The following is a 26,056-nucleotide window of genomic DNA, read 5'->3' on the forward strand; positions in this document are numbered from 1 at the left end:
AGACATTAAAAAATCGACAAAAAGCACTAAACTGTAGATATAGCAATAAATAACATACATCCATAAAAAACATCTATTACTTTTCGGTAAGTATTTTTAAATACTAAACATCATTTTAACTAATGGGTTTATAAAAGTAAAAAGAAGCCATTATCTTTGATAAAAAAATTAAGATGACAAATATTATTCTCAATCACCAAGAAATCGAACACAAAATCAGAAGAATTGCTTATCAGATTTATGAAACCTTTGCGGAGGAAGATGAAGTTGTATTAGCCGGAATTGCCTCTAATGGTTTCATACTAGCGCAAAAAATTGGTCAGGTTTTAAATGAAATTTCGGATTGTCAAATTACTTTATGTGAAGTTAAAATCGACAAGACCAATCCTTTTAAACCTATCACTACATCAGTAACTGAAGAAGCTTATAAAAATAAGTGTATTGTTTTGGTAGATGATGTACTAAACTCAGGCACAACTCTGATTTATGGCGTAAAACACTTTCTGAATGTTCCGGTGAAAAAATTCAAAACCGTTGTTTTAATCGATCGCAATCACAAGAAATACCCTGTAAAAGCTGATTTCAAAGGTATTTCGCTTTCTACTTCCTTAAAAGAACACGTACAAGTAGTGTTTGAAGCGAATAATGATCATGCGTATTTAGTGTAATTTCCGGAGAATTTCTTCCGCAACAGCTTCAGGCATTTTTCCGTCGACACTTACAACATTAAGAGCTTGATGATAGAAATAGCTCCGATCAAAAAGATTTTTGGCGATGAACTCCCGTAATTCTTCCTCTGACTTGTTGCACACTAACGGACGATTTCCCGAATCCATCAACAAGCGTTTGTAAAGTTCAGGTATTGAAGCTTTCAAATAAAACGAAACAACATTCGTAGCCTTTAACAGCAAGTGATTATTGGCATAACAAGGCGTACCGCCACCGGTAGCAATGACTACAGATTGTGGTGCCTCTATCCATTTTTTAAATTCGAGATGTTCTTTTTTCCGGAAATAGATTTCACCATACTTGGTAAAGATTTCACTAATAGATAAGTTTTCTGCTTTTTCGATGTTTTCATCTAAATCTACAAAGTCAATTTGTAGTTTTTCGGCAATAATTTTACCTACCGTCGACTTCCCAACCGCCATATAACCGACCAAAACAATTTTTACCATCGCAATAAAACCTTATAAATTAAGCCCTTACAGACTATCCCAGAAAAAAGGCAAATTTATAGCAAAATTGCTTTGAAATATAAATAATAACGTCTTATATTTGCACCCGCATTCAAGAAATGAATATTGACTCGATAGCTCAGTTGGTAGAGCACAACACTTTTAATGTTGGGGTCCTGGGTTCGAGCCCCAGTCGGGTCACAAAAAGTTGTTCGCCAAGCGGATGACTTTTTTTGTTTTCGGCCACGTGGAGAAATTGGTAGACTCGCCCTCTTGAGGGGGTGGTGTCGCAAGACGTGTCAGTTCGAATCTGATCGTGGTCACTAAAACGTTAAAAGCACTCTGTTCAGAGTGTTTTTTTTACCTCAAAATAACTATTTTCTTTCTAAAACACTGCAGGAACACCTTGAATTCCTAATCTATTGCTCTTTTTTTGAAAGTTTTAGCCCAAAAACATGCTTGGTAAATTAATTTTACTAATTTTGTTTAACTAAATCAAATAAAAGATGAACAATATTAAAAGTGTTTTTAGCATTAAAGACTTGGAGAACTTATCCGGTATAAAAGCACACACCATCAGAATATGGGAAAAAAGGTATAATGTACTCGAGCCTATGAGAACAGAAACTAATATCCGAATGTATGATTTAGAGAATCTTCAAAAGCTGCTCAACATCACCCTTTTACACAATCATGGCTACAAAATATCAAAAATCTCTAAACTTTCAGAGGATAGAATCCCGGAGTTGGTAAATGAAATCATTTCTGAAAAAAGCGCCAAACATCACGCCATCAGTTCTTTTAAAATAGCTATGATGAATTTTGATCAGGCGTTGTTTTTTAACACGTACAGCAAGCTGCTTGTTGAAAAATCTTTCAGAGATGTTTTTTATGAGGTCTTTATTCCGTTAATCCAAGAAATAGGATTGTTATGGCAAACTAATACCATCAGTCCGGCACACGAACATTTTATTACCTACCTTATTAAGCAAAAAATACTCACCAATACTGAGGTAGTTCAGTCCCAAGAACCTACCAGATCAGATAAGGTTTTTGTACTATACTTGCCTATGAATGAAATTCACGAATTGGGATTGATGTATTTAAACTACGAAATTCTAAACCATGGTTACAAAACTATCTATTTAGGTGAGAGTGTACCGACTGACAGTTTGAAAGATTTGAAGAAACATTTTGACAATATTGTTTACTTGTGTTATTCCACAGTAGAACCTACTAAATCCGAAATAAATCCCTATATAAAAGAACTACAAACTGAAATCATGGACGATTCTTCCCAATTATGGTTGATTGGTCGTATGATAGAACATGTTGACCCAAGACTTTTATCGGAAAAAACCATTACCTTTAACAGCATTAAAGAATTAGTAGAATTTATCTAGACAAATATTTTTTTATTGTTTAACTTTTTTCTATTTTTGTTAAACAATATGAGAAAGAAAATCAAAATAATCGGTTCCGGATTCTCGTCGCTTGCCGCGGCTTGTTATCTTGCCCAACAAGGCAACGAAGTAGTAGTGTATGAAAAAAACAGTACTATAGGCGGAAGAGCTCGTCAGCTCAAAAAAGAGGGTTTCACTTTTGACATCGGTCCAACATGGTATTGGATGCCGGATGTTTTTGAACGATTTTTTGCCGACTTCGGTAAAAAGCCTTCAGATTACTACCATCTTATCAAACTCAATCCTGCTTATCAAGTGTACTTTGGCGTCAAAGACTTTGTTACAATAGCGGATAATTTGCCGGAAATCGTAACGGTCTTCGAATCCATCGAAAAAGGTAGCGGTGCGAAACTGACCGAATTTATGAAAGAAGCCCAAAGCAATTATGATATTGCAATTAAAGATTTGGTCTATCGTCCCGGTGTTTCACCTCTGGAATTAGTGACTTTGGAGACTGCCAAAAAAGTGAATCAGTTTTTCGGAAATATTTCCAAAGACATCCGTCGCCGATTCAAGAATACCAAACTCATCCAAATATTAGAATTTCCGGTTTTATTTTTAGGAGCTAAACCTTCAGACACACCGTCATTTTACAGTTTTATGAACTTTGCCGATTTTGGCTTAGGTACTTGGCATCCCAAAAACGGAATGTATAGTGTGATAGTAGCTATGGAAAGCTTGGCTAAAGAATTAGGTGTAACATTTCAACTCAATGCCAATGTTGATAAAATTATTGTCAATGACGGTAAAGCCAGTGCCATAGTAGTAAACGGTGAAACTATTAACGGAGATGTGATTTTAAGCGGTGCCGATTATCATCACAGTGAAACGTTGTTAGAACCAAAATACCGTGCTTATTCTGAAAAATATTGGGATAAGAAAACCTTTGCGCCTTCGTCTCTTCTTTTTTATGTAGGCTTTGACAAAAAAATTGAAAACGTTGAACATCACTCTCTGTTCTTTGATGTCGACTTTGATACACACGCAGCCGCCATTTACGACACACCGCAATGGCCTAAAGAACCACTTTTTTACGCCAGCTTTCCTTCAAAAACAGATGACAATGCTGCACCGGAAGGGAAAGAAGCCGGTATATTTTTAATTCCGTTGGCACCAGGCTTGAAGGATACAGCAGAGTTACGCAATCTTTATTTCGAAAAAATAATTACGCGCTTTGAAAAATTAACACAACAAACTGTAAAAGAAAACATTATCTTTAGAGAATCTTTTTGTGTCAATGACTTCATCAAAGATTACAATTCGTACAAAGGGAATGCTTACGGGTTAGCCAACACCCTATTGCAAACCGCTTTTTTAAGACCTAAATTGAAAAGTAAAAAAGTTAAAAATCTATTTTTTACCGGTCAATTAACTGTCCCAGGTCCCGGAGTGCCACCATCGCTAATTTCGGGGAAATTGGTAGCTGAACTTATTGAAAAAAACTAAAAATATCATGCTATGAAATCAATCTTTGACACTGTATCTTTTGATTGCAGCAAGAATGTAACCAAGTCTTACAGCACTTCTTTTTCTGCTGCTGTAAAAATGTTGGCGCCAAGCATTCGCCAGGACATTTACAACATTTACGGATTTGTTCGCTTTGCCGATGAAATTGTTGATACTTTTCACGATTACAACAAGGAACATCTTTTTGAGAGATTTGAAAAAGATTTGGCTGATGCTTTAGAAAACAAAATCAGCTTGAATCCTATTTTAAATTCTTTTCAACACACAGTACATAAGTATCAAATTCCGAATACATTGATTGCTGCTTTTATGAAAAGTATGAAAATGGATTTGCACAAAAAAGAATACCAAACCTATGACGAATACCATGAGTATATTTATGGCTCTGCCGATGTGGTTGGCTTGATGTGTTTAAAAGTATTCGTTAATGGCGATGATAAAAAATTTGCTGAATTAGAACATTCTGCAATGCGTTTAGGTTCGGCTTTCCAAAAAGTGAATTTCTTGCGTGACTTGAAAGCTGATTTCGAAGATTTGAGCAGAACCTATTTCCCGAACACCGATTTATCACGATTGGACGAACAATCCAAAAACGAAATCATCAAGGAAATTGAAACTGATTTTCAAGTAGGTTTTGAAGGGATTTTAAAACTACCTTTAGAAGCTAAATTCGGTGTTTACACAGCTTTTGTTTACTACAAAAAGTTGCTTTCTAAATTGAAGAAAACGCCTTCTATGGAAATCAAAAATACTCGAATCCGAGTACCGGATTACGAGAAAATTGGTTTGTTGGCCAAGTGTTATGTGAATTATCGTTTAAATTTAATCTAAAATCATGTTACTACATATAGTTGTTTTTTTAATTACTTTTTGTGGGATGGAATTTATGGCTTGGTTTAGTCACAAGTACATCATGCACGGCTTTTTATGGAACTTACACGCCGATCATCACAAAAAAGACCACGATTCTTGGTTTGAGCGCAATGATGCTTTTTTTATATTTTATGCCGTTGTTAGTGTGGGATTCTTTTTATTGTGGCAAAATGATATTTTAGAAATCGGATTGGCTATAGGATTGGGCATTTTTGCCTACGGATTAGCTTATTTTATGGTGCATGACATTTTTATACACCAACGCTTTAAGTTGTTCCGAAATGCCAATAATCGTTACGCCAGAGCGGTAAGAAGAGCTCACAAAATGCACCACAAACACATCGGTAAAGAAGACGGAGAGTGTTTCGGGATGCTGATTGTTCCGCTCAAATATTTCAAAAATTAAATAAAAAATCCCGATTGAATCGGGATTTTTGGTTGCTTATTTTAACAATCCTTGCAAGGGTTTTAATTGCTCCATGTCGATGTTGGCACTTTGCAGTACGCTTATCATATTCATAATATTATTAGGGTTCATATCGTTGCCTAATATTCGCACCACGGCAAAACCATTTTCTTGACTTTTAGCAAAAAACACAAATTCATCGATATTATCCTCTTCTCCTACAAAACTGACAGAAGCACCATCTTTTCCTGAACCAATTTTTATTAATTCTTGGTAATCCTTCCCTTTTAAAATGGTTCCCACTTTTTGTGTTTCACTTTGGTACTGTGCTGCATTTTGTTGATTCGATTTGAATACTAAAATGTTCATTTTGTCGAATGAAGCCAAGGCCGATTGTTGTTCAGAGGATAACTTTGCCTTATCTACATCAATGATACCGGGTGAAACATCCAACAATACAAAATCTTTGTTTTCCGATTTTTCTACAAAATATTTTTGCAAACTGGGTTCATTCGTACAACTCATTAAAAATAAAGAGACTAAAACTGCGGTGAAAAAAGCTAGTTTCATGGCTTACTATTTATTGCCTTTAGGACCTTTGTTTCCTTTTGACGCTTTCTTTAAATCATCGCCACCGGGTAATTTCATTTTATCAGTAAGTACGGAAAGCTCATCTAAATCGAAGTTCCCAATTAACGACATCAGCACGGTTTCTTCATTACCGGCACCGTCCACAAACATTAATAACTCTCTGATTTGGGAATCGGTAGCTCCAGATTTTACATAAATTTTTACGCTTTTCCCTTTGTCGTTTACTCGCATCAACTCTTCCATAGCAGCCGTTTTCATATACTTATCAGCAGTAGCTTTCATTTCAGCAGCTTTGGTATCGCTTTGAGTGGCAAAAACTTTGAGACTTTCTAACTTTTTGATTAAATCAACGTACAATTGGGTTTCTTTGTCTTCAACTTTCATTTTACTCAAAAGGGAAAACATTTTTTTATTTACGATAACCGTTCTGATTTTCTCTTGATCTTCAAACTTATCGAAGACACTTTGTCCAAAAGAGGTGTGGGACACTATTACTAATAATAGACTTAAAAAAAATTTCTTACTCATGGTTAAAAAATTGTGGTTTTGGTATTTGTGAATTGTTGATTTCATGATTTCTTGATTGTTTTTATTTAAAAATGATGTTTTTTGATTGTTCGTATTCGCTTAAATAGTGCATACTCTCGATGCCTTCATTTACACTTAACGAAATCATTTCCAGCGCTTTTTGTGTTTCTCTGAAAGCGACCTCAGGGTCATCATAAGTACCGAAATCTTCTGTTACCGGTTGGTTATAATGATTGAAAGTAAAAAAGCCAACACCGAGCAAAACTACTACAGACGCCGCTACTGATAGCCAAAGGATGTAATTGTGTTTCTTAGCCTTCAGCGGAATCGCAGCAGTAAACTGTTCTTGTTTTGCCTGAGCAGTATAACCAAAAATAGCCCTATATTGCTCTAAAGGCGGAGCAACGTTTTCGGAAGAAAAATAGGCCTTTAATTCTTTTTCTTCTACCAAAGTTGTTTCTGCTTCAAAGTATTTTTCTATTAATTTTTCTATTCTATCCAATGCCATAATGATGGGTTTTTGTCATTGTTTCTCTGATGGTTTTTCGGGCTCTGGACAAAGCGGTTCTGATGGCCGACTCGTTCATTCCCAAAATTTCACTGATTTCTTCAAATTCCATTTCTTCAATGTCGCGCATTTGCACAATTAACTTTTGTTGCTCCGGAAGGTCGTTCATAATTTTCTCCACCCAATCCCAAGTATCTTTATCTTCTACTTGTTTGTGCAAACCGGCTTCCCGATCGGTAAAATTGTTATGCACTATTCTCATATTCCCGGCGCGTTTCGACTTTAACTGATCCAAACAATAGTTTTTGGTCATTGTCATCGCTACCGCTTCTATACTTTTATACTCGTTTAAATTGTCATTTTTATGCCATAGTTTCACCAAAACTTCCTGAGTTGCATCTTCGGCTTCTTCCGTACTGACGAGCAAACGCTTCGCCATTCGGAAGACTTTATCCTTAAAAGGATTCACCAATTGCATAAACTCTTTTTGGTTCATCAAAACAATATTTGGTTAACGGTTATACAAGCAAGACGAGTCATGATTTTTTTTGTTACATACAAAATAGAAATAATTAATCTAAACTTATTAAATTTACGTTGATTAAATAAAAAATCTGCTATGAAAAACTTATTTAAATCTGCATTATGGCTGAGTTTACTTGTCTTCACCTTCAGTTGTACGGATAATGATGATAATCCTGTTCCGGCGAGTTTGGAAGTGAAAGATTTTGTGTGGAAAGGCATGAATTTATACTATTTATGGCAAGCCGATGTCACTGATTTGGCTGATGACCGTTTTGCCAATCAAAGTCAGCTGAATAATTTTTTGGAAGGTTTTGACGAACCTACTACGTTGTTCAACGCCTTGAGAGTTGACACGTCTATCGACCGTTTTAGTGTTATTTACAGCGATTATTCGTTATTAGAAGGTGCGCTTTCGGGCAATACTCTAAACAACGGAATGGATTTCGCGCTGCGTTACAAACAGGGCAGTACAACTGATATTTATGGTTGGGTTCGTTACATCATACCCAACTCTGATGCCGCCACAAAGTCCATACAACGCGGCGACATTTTTTATGCCATCAATGATACTCCGTTAACAGTGGATAATTTTCGAAGTTTATTGGCCAATAACACCTACACTCTTAGTTTAGCGGATTATGACGGCGGAAATATCACCCCAAATGGTGAATCGGTTACGCTAACGAAAACAGCTTTAGCAGAAAATCCGATTTTGTTAAGTACTGTCATCAACAGCGGTTCACATAATATTGGCTATCTGATGTACAATGCTTTTTATTCGAATTATGACAACCAACTGAATTCGGTCTTCGGTACTTTTCAATCGCAAAACGTGACCGATTTGGTGTTGGATTTACGTTACAATTCGGGTGGTTCTGTAAGTACAGCCACCAAATTGGCCAGTATGATAACCGGACAATTTACGGGACAACTTTTTGCCAAACAGCAATGGAATGCCAAAGCCCAAAGCTATTTTGAAAGCAATAATCCATCGAGTATAGAAAACCGATTTGTAGGCAATCTCAACAGTTTGAATTTAAATAAAGTATACATTCTAACTTCCAACGCTACAGCTTCGGCCAGCGAATTGGTTATCAATTGTTTGAAACCGTACATTACTGTGGTGCAAATCGGAACCACTACAACCGGTAAAAATGTAGGCTCTATAACTTTGTATGATTCGCCTACTTTTGCCAAACAGAATGTGAATCCGCGTCACAAATATGCGATGCAACCGATTGTATTGAAAATTGTGGATAAAAACGGTTTCGGCGATTATACTTCAGGTATAGTGCCTACTACTCCATTGCCGGAAAGTCTGGATAATTTAGGTGTTTTAGGAAATCCGGACGAACCTTTACTCAATGCTGCCATCAATCAAATTACCGGTAGTGGCCGACCGATACCGTCAATGCCAAGAAACATCCAAAAGGACTTTACCGATGCTAAGACAATGGTTCCGCTGAAAACTGAAATGTATGTTGAACGCAAGTAAAAATCAAAATCAAAAAAGGCTAACTTAAAAGTTAGCCTTTTTTTTTAACAAAATGTTTTACCGAATTTCGGATTACAACACAAAGTTCAACCCTATTTTAAAATTCCTTCCTCGGGTGGAATACCCAATATTTTCTACAAAAGTTTCGTTGAAAATATTAGTTGCTGTGGCAAAAACACTCATTCGTCCTTTCATTAATTCGTATTTGACTAAGCAATTTACCAACTGATACGAATCTAATACCACATCGGTTACTCCAAAAGTATTGCCATCGAAAAACATATCTTTTCGGACGTCAAAATATTGATAGTTTACATTGAACAAGGTTCTGCTGTTGGGCTGATAATCCAAACTTGCATTGGCTTTGTGTTTCGGTATTAATCGATCTAAAGCCTTATCCACTTGTGTGAACGTATAGTTAGCGTTCAATTTTAATTGAGAAGTCAACTCATAAGACACTTCCGTTTCAATCCCTTTGGCTTTATTTGTTCCGTTGATATTTACGTAAAACGATTCAAAAGTATCCGGATTGTAAAAGAAGTCAATGGAATTATTTTGGTCACGGTAAAACGCCACCGTTTCCCATCTTAACTTATTGGACATCAATTGCGTTTCAAAACCTACTTCAGCAGTGGCATTTTTCTCCGGAGTTAAAGCAGCGTTACCATATTCCGAGTACAATTGGTACAAACTCGGCGTAATGTAAGCCGTACTGTAAGAGGCTACTAACTTCAAAGGAAAAGCCGTTTTAAAATTGTAGGACGGATTAAAATTGTACACAAAATTATTGCCGTAAGCACTGTGGTTATTCAATCGAGCTCCGGCATTGAGGTTCAACCCGAAATCAAAATGATACACCAAAGTGGAATACCCATCGATAATATTAAATTTGGTCGATTGGTTCTCGATATTCCCGAAAGGTGTTTTACTCAACATATCGTTGAACTGGTAATTCACTCCCAAAATCACGGCAAAATCTTTGTTGACATTGTACTTGTTCACTCCGTCAATCACGACATTTCTGGATTCATAAACCGAATAATCCGTTGTACCCGAAAAACTATTGAACTCTTTGTAATCGCGTACAATTTTGTTGAAACCTGAATTCAGGATAAACTCGCCTTTTCGGTATTGATATTTAGGCGAAAAACCAAAGCGCACTTGTTCAGAGGTAGTCGTGTTGATGGCCGTATCGTTAAAACCGGTATTGTCAAAAGTCAAATCGTAACCGTTTTTCAATCGGTCGTAATTTCCGAAAAAGTTTAGGCTTAATTTCTCAGTCGCTTTGAAGCCGAATTTAGCAATGGCATTCTGACGGGAAAATCGATCGTCTTCATAGGCAACCGATTCGTTAGGAGGCGCTATCTGCGACATATTTCCGGTTTCCGTACTGTTGATTCCGGCAAAATAATTCACTTTTTTGTAGTTACCGTTTACCGAAATACCTTGGTTAAAATCCTGACCGTTGTATTTTTTATCGTTCGAAGTATTGTTGGAACCAATATTCAGATAAGCGTTTCCTTCGATTTCTTTTTTCGACCCTTTTTTCAGGGTAATGTTGATTACACCCGTTGCCGCGCCTGTTCCGTATAAGGTACTGGCAGCGCCTTTCATCACTTCGATGCTTTCCACCTGTTCTACCGGCAGCAAACGCAAATCATATTCTAAACTGATGCCGGAAGCGTCAGTAACCGGAATACCGTCAATTAAGATTAATACTTGTCGGTTTTTACCACCGCGAATATAGTAGCCGAGGTTTTTACCGTTAGCCGATTGGTTACCGTTGATTTCCACACCGGTAACTTGCGACAAAACAGTAGCCAGACTTTGACCGGTTTTGTTCGCTAAATCTTTAGCCGAGATAACTTCAATGATTTTTCCCGATTTTTCTTTGCTTTGTGCAAATTTGGTATCGGAGATAACCACTTCTTTCAATGAATTCACTTTTACGGAATCCTTTTCTTGCGCCCAAGCACAAGTTACTACCAATGCGAAGAATGCACTGATTTTACTGTTTTTTTTCATTTTAAATTAAACACTGTCAATAAAATTAAACTATCATTTGCAGCAAGACTGAAAACTCAGAAACGCCAGGAAACTAATTTTTTAATTTTACTGAATTACTAATGTTGGGAGAAAAGCATAGAATTTACCCATACCCAAACCTTTTTTCCCGAAAGTTTGTTACTCAATGAATTAGGCAGGTCTCCTGGCTTGCGTCTTGTTGTTGACCTTCCCGTTTTGAATATTAGCTATTAAATTTTTGATATTTAAAATCTAAAATCATGAACAGTGGTGTTGCAGATAACAACAAGCTTGATAGCTTACAGTTGCGGGAACAGCTTTGGATTTTAACCAAATTCCCTTTTAATGCGATTTTGAACTTCAAAATGCGCAACCATAATTCGGGTGCAAAAGTAATAGAAATAATGCTATTTTAACCCTAACAAGCCGAATTTATTCTTCTTTTTTCTTAGAAAACTTGACAATCAGCCAAATAAATCCAACTAAAAAATGCAACAGGATAATTCCGCCAACGAGGTACATAAAAGTATTAGAATCGTCTCTCATGGTTTTTTCTGTAAAATTAAGCAGATAAAAATCTTGGTTTAGCATCAAATGTTACAAGAGTCAAAATATTCAGCAACAATCTTCTATTTTTGCAAAAAATAATTGAATGAAAACCTATTATCGTTTGTTGTTCGTTTTGGCACTAAGTGTCGTATTCGCACAATGCAAAAAAGAGACTGTAACTACTGAGCGAATCGATTCCCAAAATACCATTCGCCACGCCAAAGGTTTTTCCATTCGAAATTACGAGGGCTACACTGTTGTCACTGTGCGAAATCCTTGGCCTAAAGCGACAAAAACCTATACTTACATCTTAAAAGAAAAAAACGGTATAGTTCCGGACAGCCTTTCACAAAACCCAATTATTGCTATTCCGATAAAAAGTATCGTAGTAACCTCAACGACGCACGTTCCATCTTTAGAAATGTTGAAAAAGGAAAATACCTTAATTGGTTTTCCTAATCTCGATTACATTTCTTCGGAAAAAGTGAGAGCCAGAATAGAAGCCGGAAAAGTGAAAGAATTGGGCATGAATCAAAATTTAAACACTGAAGTACTGCTCAATTTACAACCCGATGTGATTATCGGTTATGGCATCGACAACAACAATCCAACCTTAGATAATTTGCAAAAAAGCGGTTTAAAAGTCATGCTTAACGGCGATTGGAACGAAGAAACACCGCTGGGTAAAGCCGAATGGATCAAGTTTTTCGGCGCTTTGTACGGGCAACAAAAAAAGGCAGAGGAAATCTTCAGCAAAATAGAAAAAGAGTATTTAAAAACCATAAAGATTGCCCAAAGCGCTGGGGAGACACCAACTATTTTAGCCGGAGATATGTTCGAAGACCGTTGGTATTTACCCAAAGGGAACAGCTGGGGAAGCTTACTTCTAAAAGAAGCCAAAGGTCATTACTTATGGTCTGAAACTACCGGAACCGGCAGTTTGTCGCTTTCTCTTGAAACGGTATTGGAAAAAGCCAAAAATGCCGACATTTGGATTACATCGGGACAATTTGCCTCTTTGAAAGAGATGACCGCTGCCAATCCGCATTACCGTCAATTTAAAGCCTTTCAAAATAAAAATGTATATTCGTTCAGCGCTAGAAAAGGAAAAACCGGTGGTACTTTGTACTATGAATTGGCTCCAAATCGTCCGGATATTATTTTGAAAGACATTGTCAAAATTTTACACCCGGAATTATTGCCGAGTTACCAACCTTTCTTTTTCGAGAAATTACAATAAATTGAAAAACCAAAGTCGAAATACACTACTCTTCACGCTTTTGTCGTTAACCTTGTTACTGACATTGCTCTTGAATATTGCTTTCGGGCAAGTGGCTATTCCGATTAAAGAAGTATTCAAAAGTTTATTGGGCGGTCAAACCGAAAAAGAAACTTGGGAATACATCATTATGAATTTCAGATTACCCAAAGCCATTACTGCTATTCTGGTTGGTATGGGATTATCGGTTAGCGGTTTATTGATGCAAACATTTTTCCGAAATCCTATGGCCGGTCCTTATGTGTTGGGATTGAGTTCGGGTTCCAGTTTAGGCGTGGCTTTTGTGCTGTTGGGGGCCAGTTTTTTGCCTTCAGTGTTTTCACAATTTTTAGTATCCTCTTATGGAATCATCTTAGCTTCCTGCTTGGGCAGTTTGTTTGTTTTACTAATGATTCTGGTAGTATCGCAAAGATTACGCGACACGATGTCGATCCTCATTGTCGGTTTAATGTTCAGTAGTTTTACGGCAGCTATAGTGAGTGTTTTCAGCTATTTCAGTACCGCCGAACAATTACAGAAATACACTTTTTGGTCGATGGGAAGCATCGGTAATTTGTCGTGGGAAAGCATCCTAATCCTTACCGTCTCAGTGGCGTTGGGTTTGATGTTGAGTTTACTCACCTTAAAACCTTTGGATGCTTTATTGTTGGGAGAAAACTACGCTAAAAGTATGGGCTTGAATATCAAAAAAGCCCGATTGTTAATTATATTGGCTACCAGTATTTTGGCTGGAAGTATTACTGCATTTGCCGGACCGATTGCGTTTGTCGGTTTGGCTGTACCGCATTTGTCGAAATTAATTTTCCATACCAGCAATCACCGGATATTATTTGTAAGCACATTACTTATTGGCGCCATCATCATGCTGGTTTGTGATGCCGTTTCACAAATGCCGGGCTTTGAGTTCACGCTGCCTATTAATGCGATTACTTCTATCATTGGAGCGCCGGTAGTAGTTTGGTTGATTGTCAGAAAAAAAAGCTTGTCTTAAATGAGTATCGAAAACAACATTATAACTACCCAAGAATTGCACATTGGTTACCAATCCAAAGGTAAAACCAATACCATAGCTGCTAATCTCAATTTGCGATTGGCTTCGGGGCAACTCATTACGTTGGTAGGTGCGAACGGTGTGGGAAAATCAACTTTACTGCGCACTTTAACCGGCATTCAAAAACCTCTTCATGGCACTGTATTTTTAAACGAGAATAACATACACGAAATCCCGACAACCGATTTAGCGCAAGAGCTAAGTTTGGTTTTGACCGAAAAATTGCCTGCCAATAACTTAACGGTATATGAAATTATTGCACTTGGAAGACAACCCTACACCAATTGGTTAGGACAACTTTCCGAGACAGATCATGAGAAGATTAAGCAAGCGATAGCCTTGACTCAAATTGAGCATTTGACCTCAAAAAAACATCATGAAATTAGTGACGGGCAATTGCAAATTGTACTTATAGCCAGAGCTTTGGCACAAGACACACCGATTATCATTTTGGATGAACCGACTACGCATTTGGATTTGGTACACAAGGTTTCGGTGTTTAAATTGTTGAAAAGACTGTCTTTAGAAACTAATAAATGTATTTTGTTTTCCACACACGACGTTGACTTGGCCATTCAACTCAGTGATCAGATGATAGTGATGACTGAAGACAAAGTTCACCAAGACCAGCCCTGCAACTTAATTACGCAAGGTGTTTTTAATGCTCTTTTCAAAGACGATTCCATCACTTTTGACAGTGAAAAAGGAAAGTTTATTATTTCGTAATCTTATTGACGCTGATTTGTCGCTTGGCTTCACCTACCACAAAAGCCACAGAATTAGCAATATTATAACTGCGGATTAGTTTCGACATCGGTATGGTTAAATGGTTTTCAAATTGGGCCAAAACTTCCTGACTCAACCCTACGCTTTCTTTCCCGAAAACCAGCCAATCTTCATCTTGAAATGTTACTTCGTATATCGATTTTGTCGCATGAGAACTCATCAAAAACACTCTGGATTTGTCCGGTATTTGCGCAATCCATTCCGCTACATTGTTGTATTCCTTCCAATCCAAATGCACCCAATAATCCAAACCGGAACGCTTTAAGTTTTTATCGGTAATTTCAAAACCATACGGTTTGATTAAGTGTAAACGACTTTCGGTTCCCACGCACAAACGACCAATATTTCCGGTATTGTTAGGGATTTCGGGTTCGACTAGTACAATATTAAGCATCGATTATCAGGTTATTAAAGGATAAAATTGTTAAAGGTTGAAGGCCGCCACCGGCATTACTTCGCCGGCTTTTAGGTTTTGCAAAGTTAGGTTTCCTACTCGAATTCGGACCAATCGTAAGGTAGGAAATCCGACAGCTGCCGTCATTTTACGTACTTGACGGAATTTGCCTTCGGTAAGTGTGATGGAAACCCAACTGGTTGGGCCATGGCGTTCCTCTCGAATTCTTCTACCCTCGCCAATAAATTCAGGTAAGTCAGCAACGATTTTAGCTTGGCATGGTTTTGTGGTATAGCGAATCCCTTTAAAACCGATTTCAACGCCGTTTTCCAATTGTGTTACTGCTTCAGGCGTAATGATACCATCTACTTGGGCGTAATATTCTTTTTCGATGGTTTGACTTCTCACAATTTCACTCATCATCCCATCGGTAGTCAGCAACAGCAAGCCTTCCGAATCTTCGTCGAGACGACCAATAGCCATTGTCCCATCGGGAAAATCGTAAAGCTCACCCAGCAGCTTCTTGTGGCGTTTTATTCCATATACAAACTGACTCAGATAGCTGTGTGGTTTATGCAATAAAAAGTGACGATGTTTCATGATAGAATTTGGGCAAAAATAAAAAGACCATCGCAACGGATGGTCTTTACTGAAATTTATTTTCAAATTATTGTCGACTTTGAACGTAATCAGATAATTCATCCACATTACTGCTGAATGAAAAGATACCGTTCAATTTGAAATAATTTCTTGGCTCGATGCAATAATCGTAAGCGTATTTGGCAAACTCTAACTTATTATCTTCGAAATTAAAAGTATTGGCAATTTGCATGATTTGATCCACATTCAAACAGTTAGCTGTAATTACTTGCTTGGCTGTTTTCAAACGAGTATCTTCAAAACTTTGCTTTTTAATGGTAGCCAAAGCAGCATTAAAATTCCCAGCAGTCATACAGCTTCTACCGTTACAACCTCTTACCGGCTCAATATGATCAGCTACATGACCGCCACCTACGGTTGTTGTGGTTGTAGTAGTTTGTGTAACAGCACCGCCACCCATAGAATCATTAATAGTTATACCCATGTTAACACCTCCAACACTAACACCAACACCCATAGCAGCACCACCGGCTTGTGTAGTGGTAGTAGTGGTAGTTTGTGTTACGCCTACAACCGGTTGTTGTACCGGAACAACTACGGCAGGTCTTGGTTGTCCGTAGTGAATTACGTGTACATTGGAAGGTGGAATAAAATCAGGTCGAACCGGAATAGAAGAGAAATAGTTCAACTTCATTTTGGTTTTGTTATTCTTATCTCTTTTAATTTTATAAGTCACATCGGAAAAAATCCCGTCAACATCGGTCAACATTAAGTTGTTTTTGGTAATATCCATCAAAGTTTTATCCTCAAATCTGATTTTGGCATTGTAATAAGGTTGGTTCAAATCTTCCACTCTTAAATTCGTTTGCGGAACATCGTTAATTACTTCTCCGTTAAGGATTAAGGTAAATCTATCGCCGTCTTCCGAAAAAATAGTTAAGTGCCCCACCGGCCCTAACTGGGCAAAAGAAAGTGAGGTAAAAAGCAAAATAGCCGAAAATGTAATTTTTTTAATCATAGCTTACTGTGGTTTTAAAATAGGTTTGTTAATAGTTTATTTTCTCAAAAAAAGCACTTTTCAAAAACGGTGCCAATTTAGGAAACAATTTTCAAAATACTATAAAATGTAGTGCAAAACTCTGTATATTTAGACTTTATATTTTTACTTATACACATGAATGATAATTTAATGATAATCATCGCCTTTACTATTGCCTTAGCCATTGGGATTTTCTTAGGCAAAACACTATTTGCCGCACAATCCAAATCGGATAGAGCTTCGTTAGAAGAAAAGATTAACGGTTTGTTGCAACAAATAGAACAACTCAAAAATCAGATCAGCCAAACCTTACAAGAACGCGAAAATATTCGTGCCGAGAAAGAAGCGTTAGCCATTCAATTATCGAAAAAAGAAACCGATTTTGAGAATCTTTGGGAACGCAACAAAGAACAAAAGGAAGAAGTGGAAAAACTTCAGGAAAAATTTACCAAAGAATTTGAAAACTTAGCCAATAAAATTCTAGAAGAAAAAACAGTGAAGTTTACCGAACAAAACAAGGAAAACCTCAGAAACATCCTTTCACCATTGCAGGATAAAATTCAGTTGTTTGAAAAGAAAGTTGAGGACACTCATAAAGAAAGTATAGATTATCACGCCGCCTTGCGCCAACAAATTTTGGGCTTACGCGAGATGAATGAACAGATGAGCAAGGAAACATTAAACTTGACCAAAGCGCTCAAAGGCGACAGTAAAATGCAAGGGAATTGGGGCGAGTTGGTTTTGGAACGCGTTTTAGAAAAATCAGGTTTGGAGAAAGGTAGAGAATATGAAGTGCAACAAAGTTTTGTAACCGAAGAAGGCAATCGCTTATTCCCGGATGTAGTGATTAATTTACCCGATGGTAAGAAAATGATAGTTGATTCGAAAGTGACTTTAACCGCTTACGAACGATACATCAATGCGGAAGACGAAACCGAAAAAACGCAATTTTTAAAAGAGCACCTCATGGCCATCAAACGACATGTGGACCAATTGAGTGAAAAAAATTACCACGATTTGTACCAGATGGAAAGTCCGGATTTTGTATTGCTTTTCATCCCGATTGAATCTGCCTTTGCCTTAGCTTTAAACGAAGATACCGGCTTATACAATAAGGCATTTGAAAAGAACATTGTTATTGTAACACCTTCCACTTTATTAGCAACGTTACGCACCATCGACAGTATGTGGACCAATCAAAAACAACAAGAAAATGCTGTAGAAATAGCACGTCAAGCCGGAGCTTTATATGACAAGTTTGAAGGCTTTGTATCCGATTTGGTAAAAATAGGTAAAAAAATGGATGAAGCTAAAGTTGAATACGGCAATGCCATGAACAAACTTTTCGAAGGTAAAGGAAACCTCATCAACAGCGTAGAAAAATTGAAAAAAATGGGCGCCAAAGCCAAAAAAGCACTGCCGGATAATATCTTACAGCGTGCCAATAAAGATCTGGAATAAAATTCATTTTTAGCCGGAAAATAGTATAAAACTTAGGTGTTTCGCAAAAAAACAAAGAGTATCTTGAGGAAATTTGTTAATTTTTAGATTTTTAGCAAAATATTATTATATTTGGTCAGCATTTTAAAAATATATGAAACACAATTACCTACAAGCATTACTTTTAGCCTTCACTTTTAGCGTTTTTTTTTCATGTTCAGACAATGACGATGAAGAATACACTCCAATTTCTCCTGTTGTTGTTGATTTAACACAGGTACCTTATCCTAAATTGTCCGATTACAATTTTTTTGAAGGAGCCTTAAAAAACTTATCGCCTTCTCTTAATGTGATTCCTTATGAACCGGCAAGTGTCCTTTTTAGTGATTATGCTCACAAAAAACGTTTTATTTGGATGCCCGCAGGCACTAAAGCTACTTATAACGGAGATGATGAAATTTTAAACTTACCGGTTGGAGCTGCAATAATTAAGAATTTTTATTACGATAAAATTCAACCCTCTGATACCCCGAAAATCATTGAAACTCGTATTATGATTCGTAAGTCTGATGGTTGGATGTTTGCGGATTATGTTTGGAATGACGAGCAAACTGAAGCCTTTTTAGATTTGAACGGCAGTTACAAACAAATTACTTTCAAAGATGATAACAATGTAGTTCGCAACGTTAATTACAGAATTCCCTCTGAAGCTCAATGCATTGTTTGTCACAAGTACAAGCAAACTGTTAATGGAGAAGAGGTAACCACTTTTATTCCTATCGGTATCAAACCACAAAACCTTAATTTCAACTATAACTACGGCAACGAAACTAAAAATCAATTGACGAAATGGATTGAGCAAGGATATTTGGAAAACAATTTTACTTTTCCTACTGCTGAAAATACAACTATTAATTATAGTGACGCCACGCAACCTTTGGAAAAAAGAGTTCGCTCCTATTTAGATATCAACTGCGCACATTGTCACAGAGAAACCGGTCATTGTGATTACAGACCACTTCGATTGAGCTTTGCGGAAACTAGTGGTGCCAATGGGCGTACCAACATGGGCGTTTGTGTTCCTACTGTCGACATGCAAGATTTTGACCCGGAATTAAGTAACTTAATTACCCCTAGTAAGCCATCACAATCTATGCTGTTTTTCAGAATTAACACCACTAACGAAAGTTTCATGATGCCTTTACATGGCAGAGCTTTAATACATGATGAAGGAGTTGCGCTGATAGAAGAATGGATTAATTCTCTCCAAGACTGTCCTTAATTTTAAACTAATCAAATCACAAAAATGAAGAAAATTACACTTTTAATTATTATGATTTCGGTAAGCTTATCGTCGTTGGCGCAAGACAATTGTGCTGGTGCTACGCCTATTACAGCAGCCGGAACATTTACCATAAGTACTATTAATGGTACAGAATTGCCTACAACCACATGTAGCTTTACCAATACTGGTACAACAGCAGCAGAGTGGTATGCTTATACTCCTTCACAAAATTACACCGTAACCGTTTCTTCTGACTTGCCGGAAAATATCTGCAGAGACACTCGCTTAAGAATTTACACCGGTTCATGTACAGCCCTAACCTGTGTGATTGCCGATGATGATTCCGGGGTTATCGCATGTAATTCAGGGAATACGAACTCATATCTTTCTAAAGCCACCTTTAATGCCGTAGCCGGTCAAACCTATTACATCGTTTGGGACAACAGATACCAATCTACCGGTTTCAATTTTCAGGTAACTGAAATCCCTGCCGGGTACAATCCGTGTAATGCAGCGGTAACAGTAACAGCGGGTACAACTTCTGTACCTGCTATTGATCAAACCAACATAACAACCAGTTGTTCTACGGCAGCATTATCAAAATGGTATGCTTATACCCCATCTGTAAATGCAAATGTTACCATCACTTCTGATTTGATGGCTAACATCTGTAAAGATACTAACCTTAGTGTTTACACCGGTAACTGTTCTAACGGATTAACTTGTTTAGGAAGTGATGATAATTCTGGTGTTATTGCATGTAACATCGGCAATTCTAATTCTAACTTATCTACTTATTCATTTATGGCTTCAGCCGGCGTTACCTATTACATCGTTTGGGACAACAAATGGAGTGCCACTGGTTTTGATTTCCAAATTGTTGAAACTCCAATTATCGTTCCTGTAAATTACAACAATCAAAACATTGCAACCATTAATAGTTCTTTTAACATTTGTATTGTTGATATGAATGGCGATTACAAAGATGACATCGTTGGGGTAAGTGCTAACAACTTAAGAGTACATTTCCAAGGCAATACACCGGGATCATTTACCGTAACTGACTTCCCTATAACCGGTACAAGTGATATGCCGTCTTGGAGTATGGCTGCCGGTGATTATAATAAAGACGGATACAATGACTTAATGTTAGGAAGTGGTTCAGGGTTGACTTTTTGGAGATCAGCCAACAACGGTACTTCATACCTTAATATTAATCCTTCTGAATACATTTTTTGTCAAAGAACCAACTTTGTTGACATCAATAACGATGGTCACTTAGATGCTTTCTCTTGTCACGATATTGACCCAAATGTTTATTATTTGAATGACGGCAATGCTAACATGACCTATTACCAATCGGGTACGCCGGGAGCTTACATGTTAGGAATTACTCCTAGCGGTGGTAACTATGCTTCGTTGTGGACTGATTTTGATAATGATGGTGATTTAGATATGTTCATCTCTAAATGTTCCGGACCTCCTTGTGAATTGCACAGAAATGATGGCAATGGAGTATTTACCGATATTTCAGCTCAAGCGGGCATCAACGTTACCCCTATTCAAACTTGGTCTTCAGCCATAGCAGATTTTGACAATGACGATGATATGGACGTGATTATCACAGCTAGTGCAGGTTCACACAAATTCTTTCGAAATAACAGAGATACTTCAACAGTAGCTTTCACCAACATCACAGCCGGTTCAGGTTGGGACACCAATACGTCAACCAACATCGACAATATTGCTTACGATTTTGATAATGACGGAAAAGTTGATGTTTTAGGTGGTGGTAATAAAATAATGTTCAACCAAGGCAGTAATGTATTTTCTCCTGTAAATTATAACGCTATCAGTGTAGGTGCTGTAGGCGATTTGAATAACGATGGCTTTTTAGACATTCAAAACGGAGCTACGATTCGTTACGGTGTTCCAAATGGCAATAACTGGGTTAAGGTAACATTACAAGGAATCCAAAGTAACAGAAATGGTATAGGAGCTCGTGTTGAAATATATGGGCCTTGGGGAAAACAAATCAGAGACATTCGCAGTGGTGAAGGCTTCCGTTATATGAGTACTTTAAATGCTCACTTCGGTATCGGCACTTCTACAGTTGTCAACCAAGTAGTTATTAAATGGCCTTCAGGAATTGTTGACATTTATAATAATGTGACACCAAACCAACCTTTACACGTAGTTGAAGGTGCTACTTTAGGTATTGATGCTTTTGAAAGCACAGTATTTACAGTATACCCTAATCCGGTTAAAAACACTATCAATATAGCGATTAACACTGCGAACCCGGTTGAGTTTGTAACGGCTCAAGTATATGATTTAAGCGGTAAAATGGTATATCAAACACCGGTATCCAATCAAACTATTACTGTGAACCAACTTTCAAAAGGCACTTACATCTTGATGCTAAGAGACAGTAACGGCAAAGATTACAGTCAGAAATTCATCAAGGAATAATTAAAATATATGTCATAAAAAAGTCCCGTTTAATTCGGGACTTTTTTTACTTATAGACAAAATTAAAATGGGCCTTTAGCTTTTGAATGTCTTCTCCATCACATAATCATCCATTATATAACCGTTGCCTATATCGATTACTTCTTCTTTAACAATGACAAATCCTGTTTTTTCATAAAAATGAATGGCCGAATTGTACTTATTGACGTTTAAAAACAGTGCCTTATCTCCTTTTGCTTTGGCTTCATTTGCTATAAAGTTGACTAAAGCTTTGCCGGTTCCTTTTGTTTGTTGGGAAGACAAAACATAAATCTTGTGAATTTTTGTCTTTTCCGAAGCTTCGACATGGTGTTCATAAGCAGCAAAACCAACTGTCTCATTTCCTTCTTGAACCAATATAAAATGATGTTTTTTTTGATTGGCTTGCTCTTGCAATGAAGTAATACTATACATTTTATCAAGCATGTATTCAATTTGGGCAGCGTTTAAAATATTACCGTAGGTTTTTGGCCAAACTTCAAAAGCAATAGCTCTGACTGCTGTAAATTGGGTATCCGAATTAGGAATAATTTGCAGCATGGTTTACTTCTTTAAAACCGATTCGTAAGTTTGAATCCAATCGGCAACCGAAATTTTCTGCACTAATTCACCAATCAAATCATACGGAATATCTTCTATTTTTTTGAAACGAACACAGCTTTTCCCCATATCGAGCTTGTATTTGCAACGCTTTCCGTATTCAGCCACAAACCAATCGTGCAAATTCTTATCGGCATAAATACCCATATGATAAAAAGCTACAAAGTTTTTCTGCGAAGCCAAACCCATAAACGGAAGCGGATCTTTCGGATTGCAGTGATAACCGCTAGGATAAATGGAATGTGGTACACAATAGCCCATCATTCCATACCCCATTGATTCTTTAAATCCTATGGGTAAATTATCCAAAATGGTTTTTCGAAGTTGTTGAAGGGCTTTCTTTCGGTCATCCGGCAAAGTATTGATGTACTCATCGGGTGTTTTGGCAGTAGATTGCATCGTTTTATATTTAGTCTTCCAAAAATAGAAATTATTTTAATAGTTTTACGGATAGAACCGTTGCAAAAAGTTATGTCAAAAAACGAACTCAGAAAAGATAAAACCTGCTTGAACTGTCGACATGTAGTTGAACATCGATTTTGTCCGAACTGTGGTCAGGAAAATACGGATACCCGGAAGACATTTCATCATTTGTTTGTCCATTTTTTTGAAGATTTAACCCATTACGAAAACGCCTTTTGGAAAACCATAAGAAATTTATTCTTCAAACCGGCATCCCTAACCAAAGAGTATCTTTCCGGAAAACGCCTATCCTATTTAGCACCGGTACGACTGTATATCTTTATTAGTTTCATAACCTTCTTTTTGATTTCAATTTTCCCTAACGACCCGGAATCGGATGAATCAATTCTAGACCTGAATGAAATCCAAACCACTACAAATGCTCAATCAAAAGACAGTTTAGCACTCTCTCAAGATGAACGCTATTCGAGTAATGCTAAAATGAATGAGGGTTTTTTGAATTTTGGGTTCAATACACTCAGAGAATTGGATTCGGTTCAACGATATGGTCCTAAAGATCGAAAACTATCAGACTGGGAATACAACATCATCAAAAAAACACTGCTAATCAAAGCCAAGTACAACCGGAAAGAAATGATGGAAAAATTCGCCGAAGAGTCCAAACGCAATTTCCCCAAAGTGCTTTTTATTTACATGCCGCTATTTGCCTTTGTCCTATGGCTATTTCACAGTAAAAAACGTTGGTATTACTTTGATCACGGTATTTTTACTTTACATTATTTTTCGTTTTTGTTGCTCACGGTATTATTGCTGTTCTTTTTCAGAAAATTGATGGGTTACCTTCCGGATAACGGGTTGATTTTATTCCTGAAAACGGTAATAGAAGGTGCAGGCTATATTTGGATGTTTTATTATTTCTTTCCGGCTCACCATAGATTTTACGGAGAAACAAGAACCATCTCATTCCTTAAGAGCACTGTTATGTTTTTCATCAATTTGGTATTGATGTCTGTTTTATTGCTTATTTTTATTGTTTACACTTTCATCAATATTCACTAATCTTCAATAAAATGCTATGAAACTAATTAAAATAACCCTGTTTGTGCTGGTCTCGTTGGCAGCAAGTTGCGGGACGCCTAAAGAGACCAAAATTAAAAAAGGCATCGACAGCTACTTGAACGATATTTCCATTGAACGATTGCGTACTAATTTAACGGTAATTGCTTCTGATGAAATGGAAGGTCGAGAAACGGGTAGCGAAGGCCAAAAGAAAGCCGGTCGATACATTATCGAGTTCTATCAAAAAAACGGCATTGCTTTTCCTAAAGGCGCCACAGATTATTACCAAAAAGTACCAGCCGCATTTTTGAATGCCAAAAGAAACGAAAACCTACCGGATTCGGAGAACATTTGGGCCTTTATTGAAGGTTCTGAAAAACCGGATGAAATTGTGGTGCTTTCGGCCCATTACGACCACGTAGGGATTAAAAACGGAGAAGTGTACAATGGTGCCGATGATGACGGTTCGGGAACGGTAGCCTTAATGGAAATGGCGGCCGCTTTTCAAAAGGCGAAGAACGAGGGCAACGGTCCGAAACGCTCTATCCTGATTTTGCACGTAACCGGAGAAGAACACGGTTTGCACGGTTCTAGATACTATTCGGAAAATCCGTTATTTCCGTTACAAAATACAGTGGCCGATGTGAACATTGACATGATAGGAAGACGCGATGATTTTCACAAAGACACCAACAATTATGTTTATGTGATTGGTTCCGATTATTTATCGACCGATTTGCATAAGATTTGTGAAAATATCAACAAGGAATACACCCAACTAACCCTTGATTACAAATACAACGACAGAAATGATCCTAACCGATTTTACTATCGTTCCGACCATTACAACTTTGCCAAACACAATATTCCGTCGGTATTCCTTTTTAACGGAATTCACGCTGACTATCACAAACCCGGAGATGATGTCAGCAAAATTGAATTTGATGCTTTAACCAAAAGAACCCAATATGCCTTTGCCATTGCTTGGGAAATTGCTAATAGAGAAAAGCGTTTAGCGGTAGATAGATCAGGTAAATAGGCTCTAACTTTCAGATACAAAAAAAGCCCCGAAATACGGGGCTTTTGATTTTTGGGTGAATGAGGGGTCTCGAACCCCCGACCTTCGGAACCACAATCCGACGCTCTAACCAACTGAGCTACAATCACCATTTGTGGTTGCAAAACAACCTAAGTTGCTTTTGCGAGTGCAAATATAGTGCAAAACTTAACTTTTGCAAAGGTTTTTTATATTTTTTAAATCAAATCTCCTAAGCTCTTGACTGCCACGTATCTCTCGGTTGTAAAACCTTCGGCATAATCTACTCCTATCAATCGTCCAAAGTCCTGAGAGCGATAATGAATGCTTTCCAAAAAGTTTTTGGTAGCAATCGGTGTTACGGGTTCATCAGAGTTTTCAGAGTAGAATTGGGAAACATAAGCCAAAATGGACTCTGTTTTTTTATCTATAAAATCCGAAATGTCGACAACAAAATCTGGCGTGATGTTTTTCCATTGGATGTAATGATACACAACTTTCGGTCGCCAAGCCAACTGTTCCTCACCTTCGTGAGTTGTTTCAATTTTACGCAAACCCGATAAAAAACAGGCATCGGAAACCAACTTACTGCCTTTTCCATGGTCAATATGTCGGTCATCAATTGCATTGCAAATCACAATCTCGGGTTGGTATTTTCGAATTCGCTTGATGATTTCCAACTGATGCGCTTCATCATTGACAAAAAAACCATCGCGCATGTCCAAGTTCTCTCGCACAGATATCCCTAAAATCTTGGCTGCCAAACTCGACTCCTGATTCCTGATTTCCACCGAACCTCGGGTTCCGAGTTCGCCACGTGTCAAATCGATTATCCCTACTTTTTTTCCTAACGAAACTTCTTTAGCGATTGTGCCGCTACAACCCAATTCAACATCATCAGGATGAGCTCCGAAAGCTAATATGTCTAATTTCATATAAATTCTT

The 26,056-nt window shown here is 37.4% G+C and carries 26 protein-coding genes, 3 tRNA genes and 1 riboswitch; of the genes, 16 read left to right on the plus strand and 13 right to left on the minus strand.

Annotated elements, in window-relative coordinates; all coding sequences use genetic code 11:
* The first annotated feature begins 173 nt into the window (after positions 1-173).
* A complete protein-coding gene (locus Q0M21_RS04970; RefSeq protein WP_295335274.1) occupies positions 174-668 on the plus strand; it encodes a phosphoribosyltransferase domain-containing protein in 495 nt (164 codons plus the stop codon).
* On the opposite strand, the gene Q0M21_RS04975 is transcribed toward Q0M21_RS04970, so the two are convergent.
* On the minus strand, positions 660-1,178 hold the full coding sequence (locus tag Q0M21_RS04975; protein WP_295335276.1) for a shikimate kinase: 519 nt from the start codon (positions 1,176-1,178) through the stop codon (positions 660-662). The genes Q0M21_RS04970 and Q0M21_RS04975 overlap by 9 nt on opposite strands.
* 128 nt (positions 1,179-1,306) lie before the next feature.
* On the opposite strand from Q0M21_RS04975, the gene Q0M21_RS04980 reads away from it, so the two are divergent.
* The 6 genes from Q0M21_RS04980 (at position 1,307) to Q0M21_RS05005 (ending at position 5,387) form a co-directional block, all read left to right on the plus strand.
* Positions 1,307-1,379 (plus strand) — tRNA-Lys (locus tag Q0M21_RS04980).
* Positions 1,380-1,419: 40 nt separating this feature from the next.
* A tRNA-OTHER gene (locus tag Q0M21_RS04985) sits at positions 1,420-1,501 on the plus strand.
* Between the two features lie 183 nt (positions 1,502-1,684).
* On the plus strand, positions 1,685-2,581 hold the full coding sequence (locus Q0M21_RS04990; RefSeq protein WP_295335278.1) for a MerR family transcriptional regulator: 897 nt from the start codon (positions 1,685-1,687) through the stop codon (positions 2,579-2,581).
* A 48-nt stretch (positions 2,582-2,629) separates the two neighbouring features.
* Positions 2,630-4,087 (plus strand): NAD(P)/FAD-dependent oxidoreductase, encoded by a 1,458-nt coding sequence (locus Q0M21_RS04995; protein WP_295335280.1) that lies wholly within the window; start codon positions 2,630-2,632, stop codon positions 4,085-4,087.
* A gap of 12 nt (positions 4,088-4,099) precedes the next feature.
* The gene (locus Q0M21_RS05000) at positions 4,100-4,939 is read left to right on the plus strand and encodes a phytoene/squalene synthase family protein (protein WP_295335281.1); all 840 of its coding nucleotides are present in this window, start codon (positions 4,100-4,102) and stop codon (positions 4,937-4,939) included.
* Between the two features lie 4 nt (positions 4,940-4,943).
* The gene (locus Q0M21_RS05005) at positions 4,944-5,387 is read left to right on the plus strand and encodes a sterol desaturase family protein (RefSeq protein ID WP_295335283.1); all 444 of its coding nucleotides are present in this window, start codon (positions 4,944-4,946) and stop codon (positions 5,385-5,387) included.
* A 36-nt stretch (positions 5,388-5,423) separates the two neighbouring features.
* Here Q0M21_RS05005 and Q0M21_RS05010 read toward each other — a convergent pair whose 3' ends face one another.
* From Q0M21_RS05010 to Q0M21_RS05025, 4 genes are read right to left on the minus strand one after another with little or no spacing between them, the layout of a single operon-like run.
* Positions 5,424-5,957 carry a DUF4252 domain-containing protein gene (locus tag Q0M21_RS05010; protein ID WP_295335284.1) on the minus strand — a complete coding sequence of 178 codons (534 nt, stop codon included), beginning with the start codon at positions 5,955-5,957 and terminating at the stop codon, positions 5,424-5,426.
* A 6-nt stretch (positions 5,958-5,963) separates the two neighbouring features.
* Positions 5,964-6,551, minus strand: a complete 588-nt coding sequence (locus tag Q0M21_RS05015) for a DUF4252 domain-containing protein (RefSeq protein ID WP_295335286.1) — start codon at positions 6,549-6,551, stop codon at positions 5,964-5,966.
* A gap of 16 nt (positions 6,552-6,567) precedes the next feature.
* Complete coding sequence (locus Q0M21_RS05020; protein WP_295335288.1) at positions 6,568-7,014, minus strand: hypothetical protein; 447 nt, start codon at positions 7,012-7,014, stop codon at positions 6,568-6,570.
* Entirely contained in the window at positions 7,001-7,510 is a 510-nt protein-coding gene (locus tag Q0M21_RS05025; RefSeq protein ID WP_295335290.1) for a sigma-70 family RNA polymerase sigma factor, read from the minus strand. The genes Q0M21_RS05020 and Q0M21_RS05025 overlap by 14 nt, the downstream gene beginning before the upstream one ends.
* Positions 7,511-7,633: 123 nt before the next feature.
* Between Q0M21_RS05025 and Q0M21_RS05030 the strand changes: the two genes are divergently transcribed.
* Positions 7,634-9,034 (plus strand): S41 family peptidase, encoded by a 1,401-nt coding sequence (locus Q0M21_RS05030; RefSeq protein ID WP_295335291.1) that lies wholly within the window; start codon positions 7,634-7,636, stop codon positions 9,032-9,034.
* Positions 9,035-9,106: 72 nt separating this feature from the next.
* Here the strand turns inward: Q0M21_RS05030 and Q0M21_RS05035 are convergent, their stop codons facing one another.
* Positions 9,107-11,059, minus strand: coding sequence for a TonB-dependent siderophore receptor (locus Q0M21_RS05035; protein WP_295335293.1), 1,953 nt, complete (start codon positions 11,057-11,059; stop codon positions 9,107-9,109).
* Between the two features lie 156 nt (positions 11,060-11,215).
* A riboswitch (cobalamin riboswitch) is annotated at positions 11,216-11,452 on the minus strand.
* 259 nt (positions 11,453-11,711) lie between these two features.
* Here Q0M21_RS05035 and Q0M21_RS05040 point away from each other — a divergent pair.
* The 3 genes from Q0M21_RS05040 to Q0M21_RS05050 are packed head-to-tail and all read left to right on the plus strand — an operon-like array spanning position 11,712 to position 14,664.
* On the plus strand, positions 11,712-12,848 hold the full coding sequence (locus Q0M21_RS05040; RefSeq protein WP_295335295.1) for an ABC transporter substrate-binding protein: 1,137 nt from the start codon (positions 11,712-11,714) through the stop codon (positions 12,846-12,848).
* 1 nt (position 12,849) lies between these two features.
* Positions 12,850-13,878: an iron ABC transporter permease gene (locus Q0M21_RS05045; RefSeq protein WP_295335297.1), complete on the plus strand. Its 1,029-nt coding sequence runs from the start codon at positions 12,850-12,852 to the stop codon at positions 13,876-13,878.
* Positions 13,879-14,664 (plus strand): ABC transporter ATP-binding protein, encoded by a 786-nt coding sequence (locus Q0M21_RS05050; protein WP_295335299.1) that lies wholly within the window; start codon positions 13,879-13,881, stop codon positions 14,662-14,664.
* Here the strand turns inward: Q0M21_RS05050 and Q0M21_RS05055 are convergent.
* The 3 genes from Q0M21_RS05055 to Q0M21_RS05065 form a co-directional block, all read right to left on the minus strand.
* The gene (locus Q0M21_RS05055) at positions 14,654-15,118 is read right to left on the minus strand and encodes a tRNA (cytidine(34)-2'-O)-methyltransferase (protein WP_295335301.1); all 465 of its coding nucleotides are present in this window, start codon (positions 15,116-15,118) and stop codon (positions 14,654-14,656) included. The two genes, Q0M21_RS05050 and Q0M21_RS05055, sit on opposite strands and share 11 nt — an antisense overlap.
* A gap of 30 nt (positions 15,119-15,148) precedes the next feature.
* Positions 15,149-15,718, minus strand: coding sequence for a pseudouridine synthase (locus Q0M21_RS05060; RefSeq protein WP_295335302.1), 570 nt, complete (start codon positions 15,716-15,718; stop codon positions 15,149-15,151).
* Positions 15,719-15,785: 67 nt separating this feature from the next.
* Positions 15,786-16,736 (minus strand): DUF4476 domain-containing protein, encoded by a 951-nt coding sequence (locus Q0M21_RS05065; protein WP_295335304.1) that lies wholly within the window; start codon positions 16,734-16,736, stop codon positions 15,786-15,788.
* A 156-nt stretch (positions 16,737-16,892) separates the two neighbouring features.
* Between Q0M21_RS05065 and rmuC the strand changes: the two genes are divergently transcribed.
* From rmuC to Q0M21_RS05080, 3 genes are all read left to right on the plus strand, one after another.
* Entirely contained in the window at positions 16,893-18,218 is a 1,326-nt protein-coding gene (rmuC, locus tag Q0M21_RS05070; RefSeq protein WP_295335306.1) for a DNA recombination protein RmuC, read from the plus strand.
* A 133-nt stretch (positions 18,219-18,351) separates the two neighbouring features.
* Complete coding sequence (locus tag Q0M21_RS05075) at positions 18,352-19,479, plus strand: hypothetical protein (RefSeq protein ID WP_295335307.1); 1,128 nt, start codon at positions 18,352-18,354, stop codon at positions 19,477-19,479.
* A 24-nt stretch (positions 19,480-19,503) separates the two neighbouring features.
* On the plus strand, positions 19,504-21,954 hold the full coding sequence (locus Q0M21_RS05080) for an FG-GAP-like repeat-containing protein (RefSeq protein ID WP_295335309.1): 2,451 nt from the start codon (positions 19,504-19,506) through the stop codon (positions 21,952-21,954).
* Positions 21,955-22,029: 75 nt separating this feature from the next.
* Here the strand turns inward: Q0M21_RS05080 and Q0M21_RS05085 are convergent, their stop codons facing one another.
* The gene (locus Q0M21_RS05085; protein ID WP_295335311.1) at positions 22,030-22,533 is read right to left on the minus strand and encodes a GNAT family N-acetyltransferase; all 504 of its coding nucleotides are present in this window, start codon (positions 22,531-22,533) and stop codon (positions 22,030-22,032) included.
* A gap of 3 nt (positions 22,534-22,536) precedes the next feature.
* Entirely contained in the window at positions 22,537-22,992 is a 456-nt protein-coding gene (locus Q0M21_RS05090) for a DUF1801 domain-containing protein (protein WP_295335313.1), read from the minus strand.
* 72 nt (positions 22,993-23,064) lie between these two features.
* Here Q0M21_RS05090 and Q0M21_RS05095 point away from each other — a divergent pair, with 72 nt between their 5' ends.
* Positions 23,065-24,075, plus strand: coding sequence for a DUF3667 domain-containing protein (locus Q0M21_RS05095; RefSeq protein WP_295335315.1), 1,011 nt, complete (start codon positions 23,065-23,067; stop codon positions 24,073-24,075).
* Positions 24,076-24,091: 16 nt separating this feature from the next.
* Positions 24,092-25,114: a M28 family metallopeptidase gene (locus Q0M21_RS05100; RefSeq protein ID WP_295335317.1), complete on the plus strand. Its 1,023-nt coding sequence runs from the start codon at positions 24,092-24,094 to the stop codon at positions 25,112-25,114.
* 53 nt (positions 25,115-25,167) lie between these two features.
* Here Q0M21_RS05100 and Q0M21_RS05105 read toward each other — a convergent pair.
* Positions 25,168-25,243 (minus strand) — tRNA-His (locus tag Q0M21_RS05105).
* Between the two features lie 86 nt (positions 25,244-25,329).
* Entirely contained in the window at positions 25,330-26,046 is a 717-nt protein-coding gene (bshB1, locus tag Q0M21_RS05110; RefSeq protein WP_295335319.1) for a bacillithiol biosynthesis deacetylase BshB1, read from the minus strand.
* Positions 26,047-26,056 lie beyond the last annotated feature (10 nt).

This window comes from Flavobacterium sp., from assembly GCF_024710485.1.
Taxonomy (GTDB): Bacteria; Bacteroidota; Bacteroidia; order Flavobacteriales; family Flavobacteriaceae; genus Flavobacterium.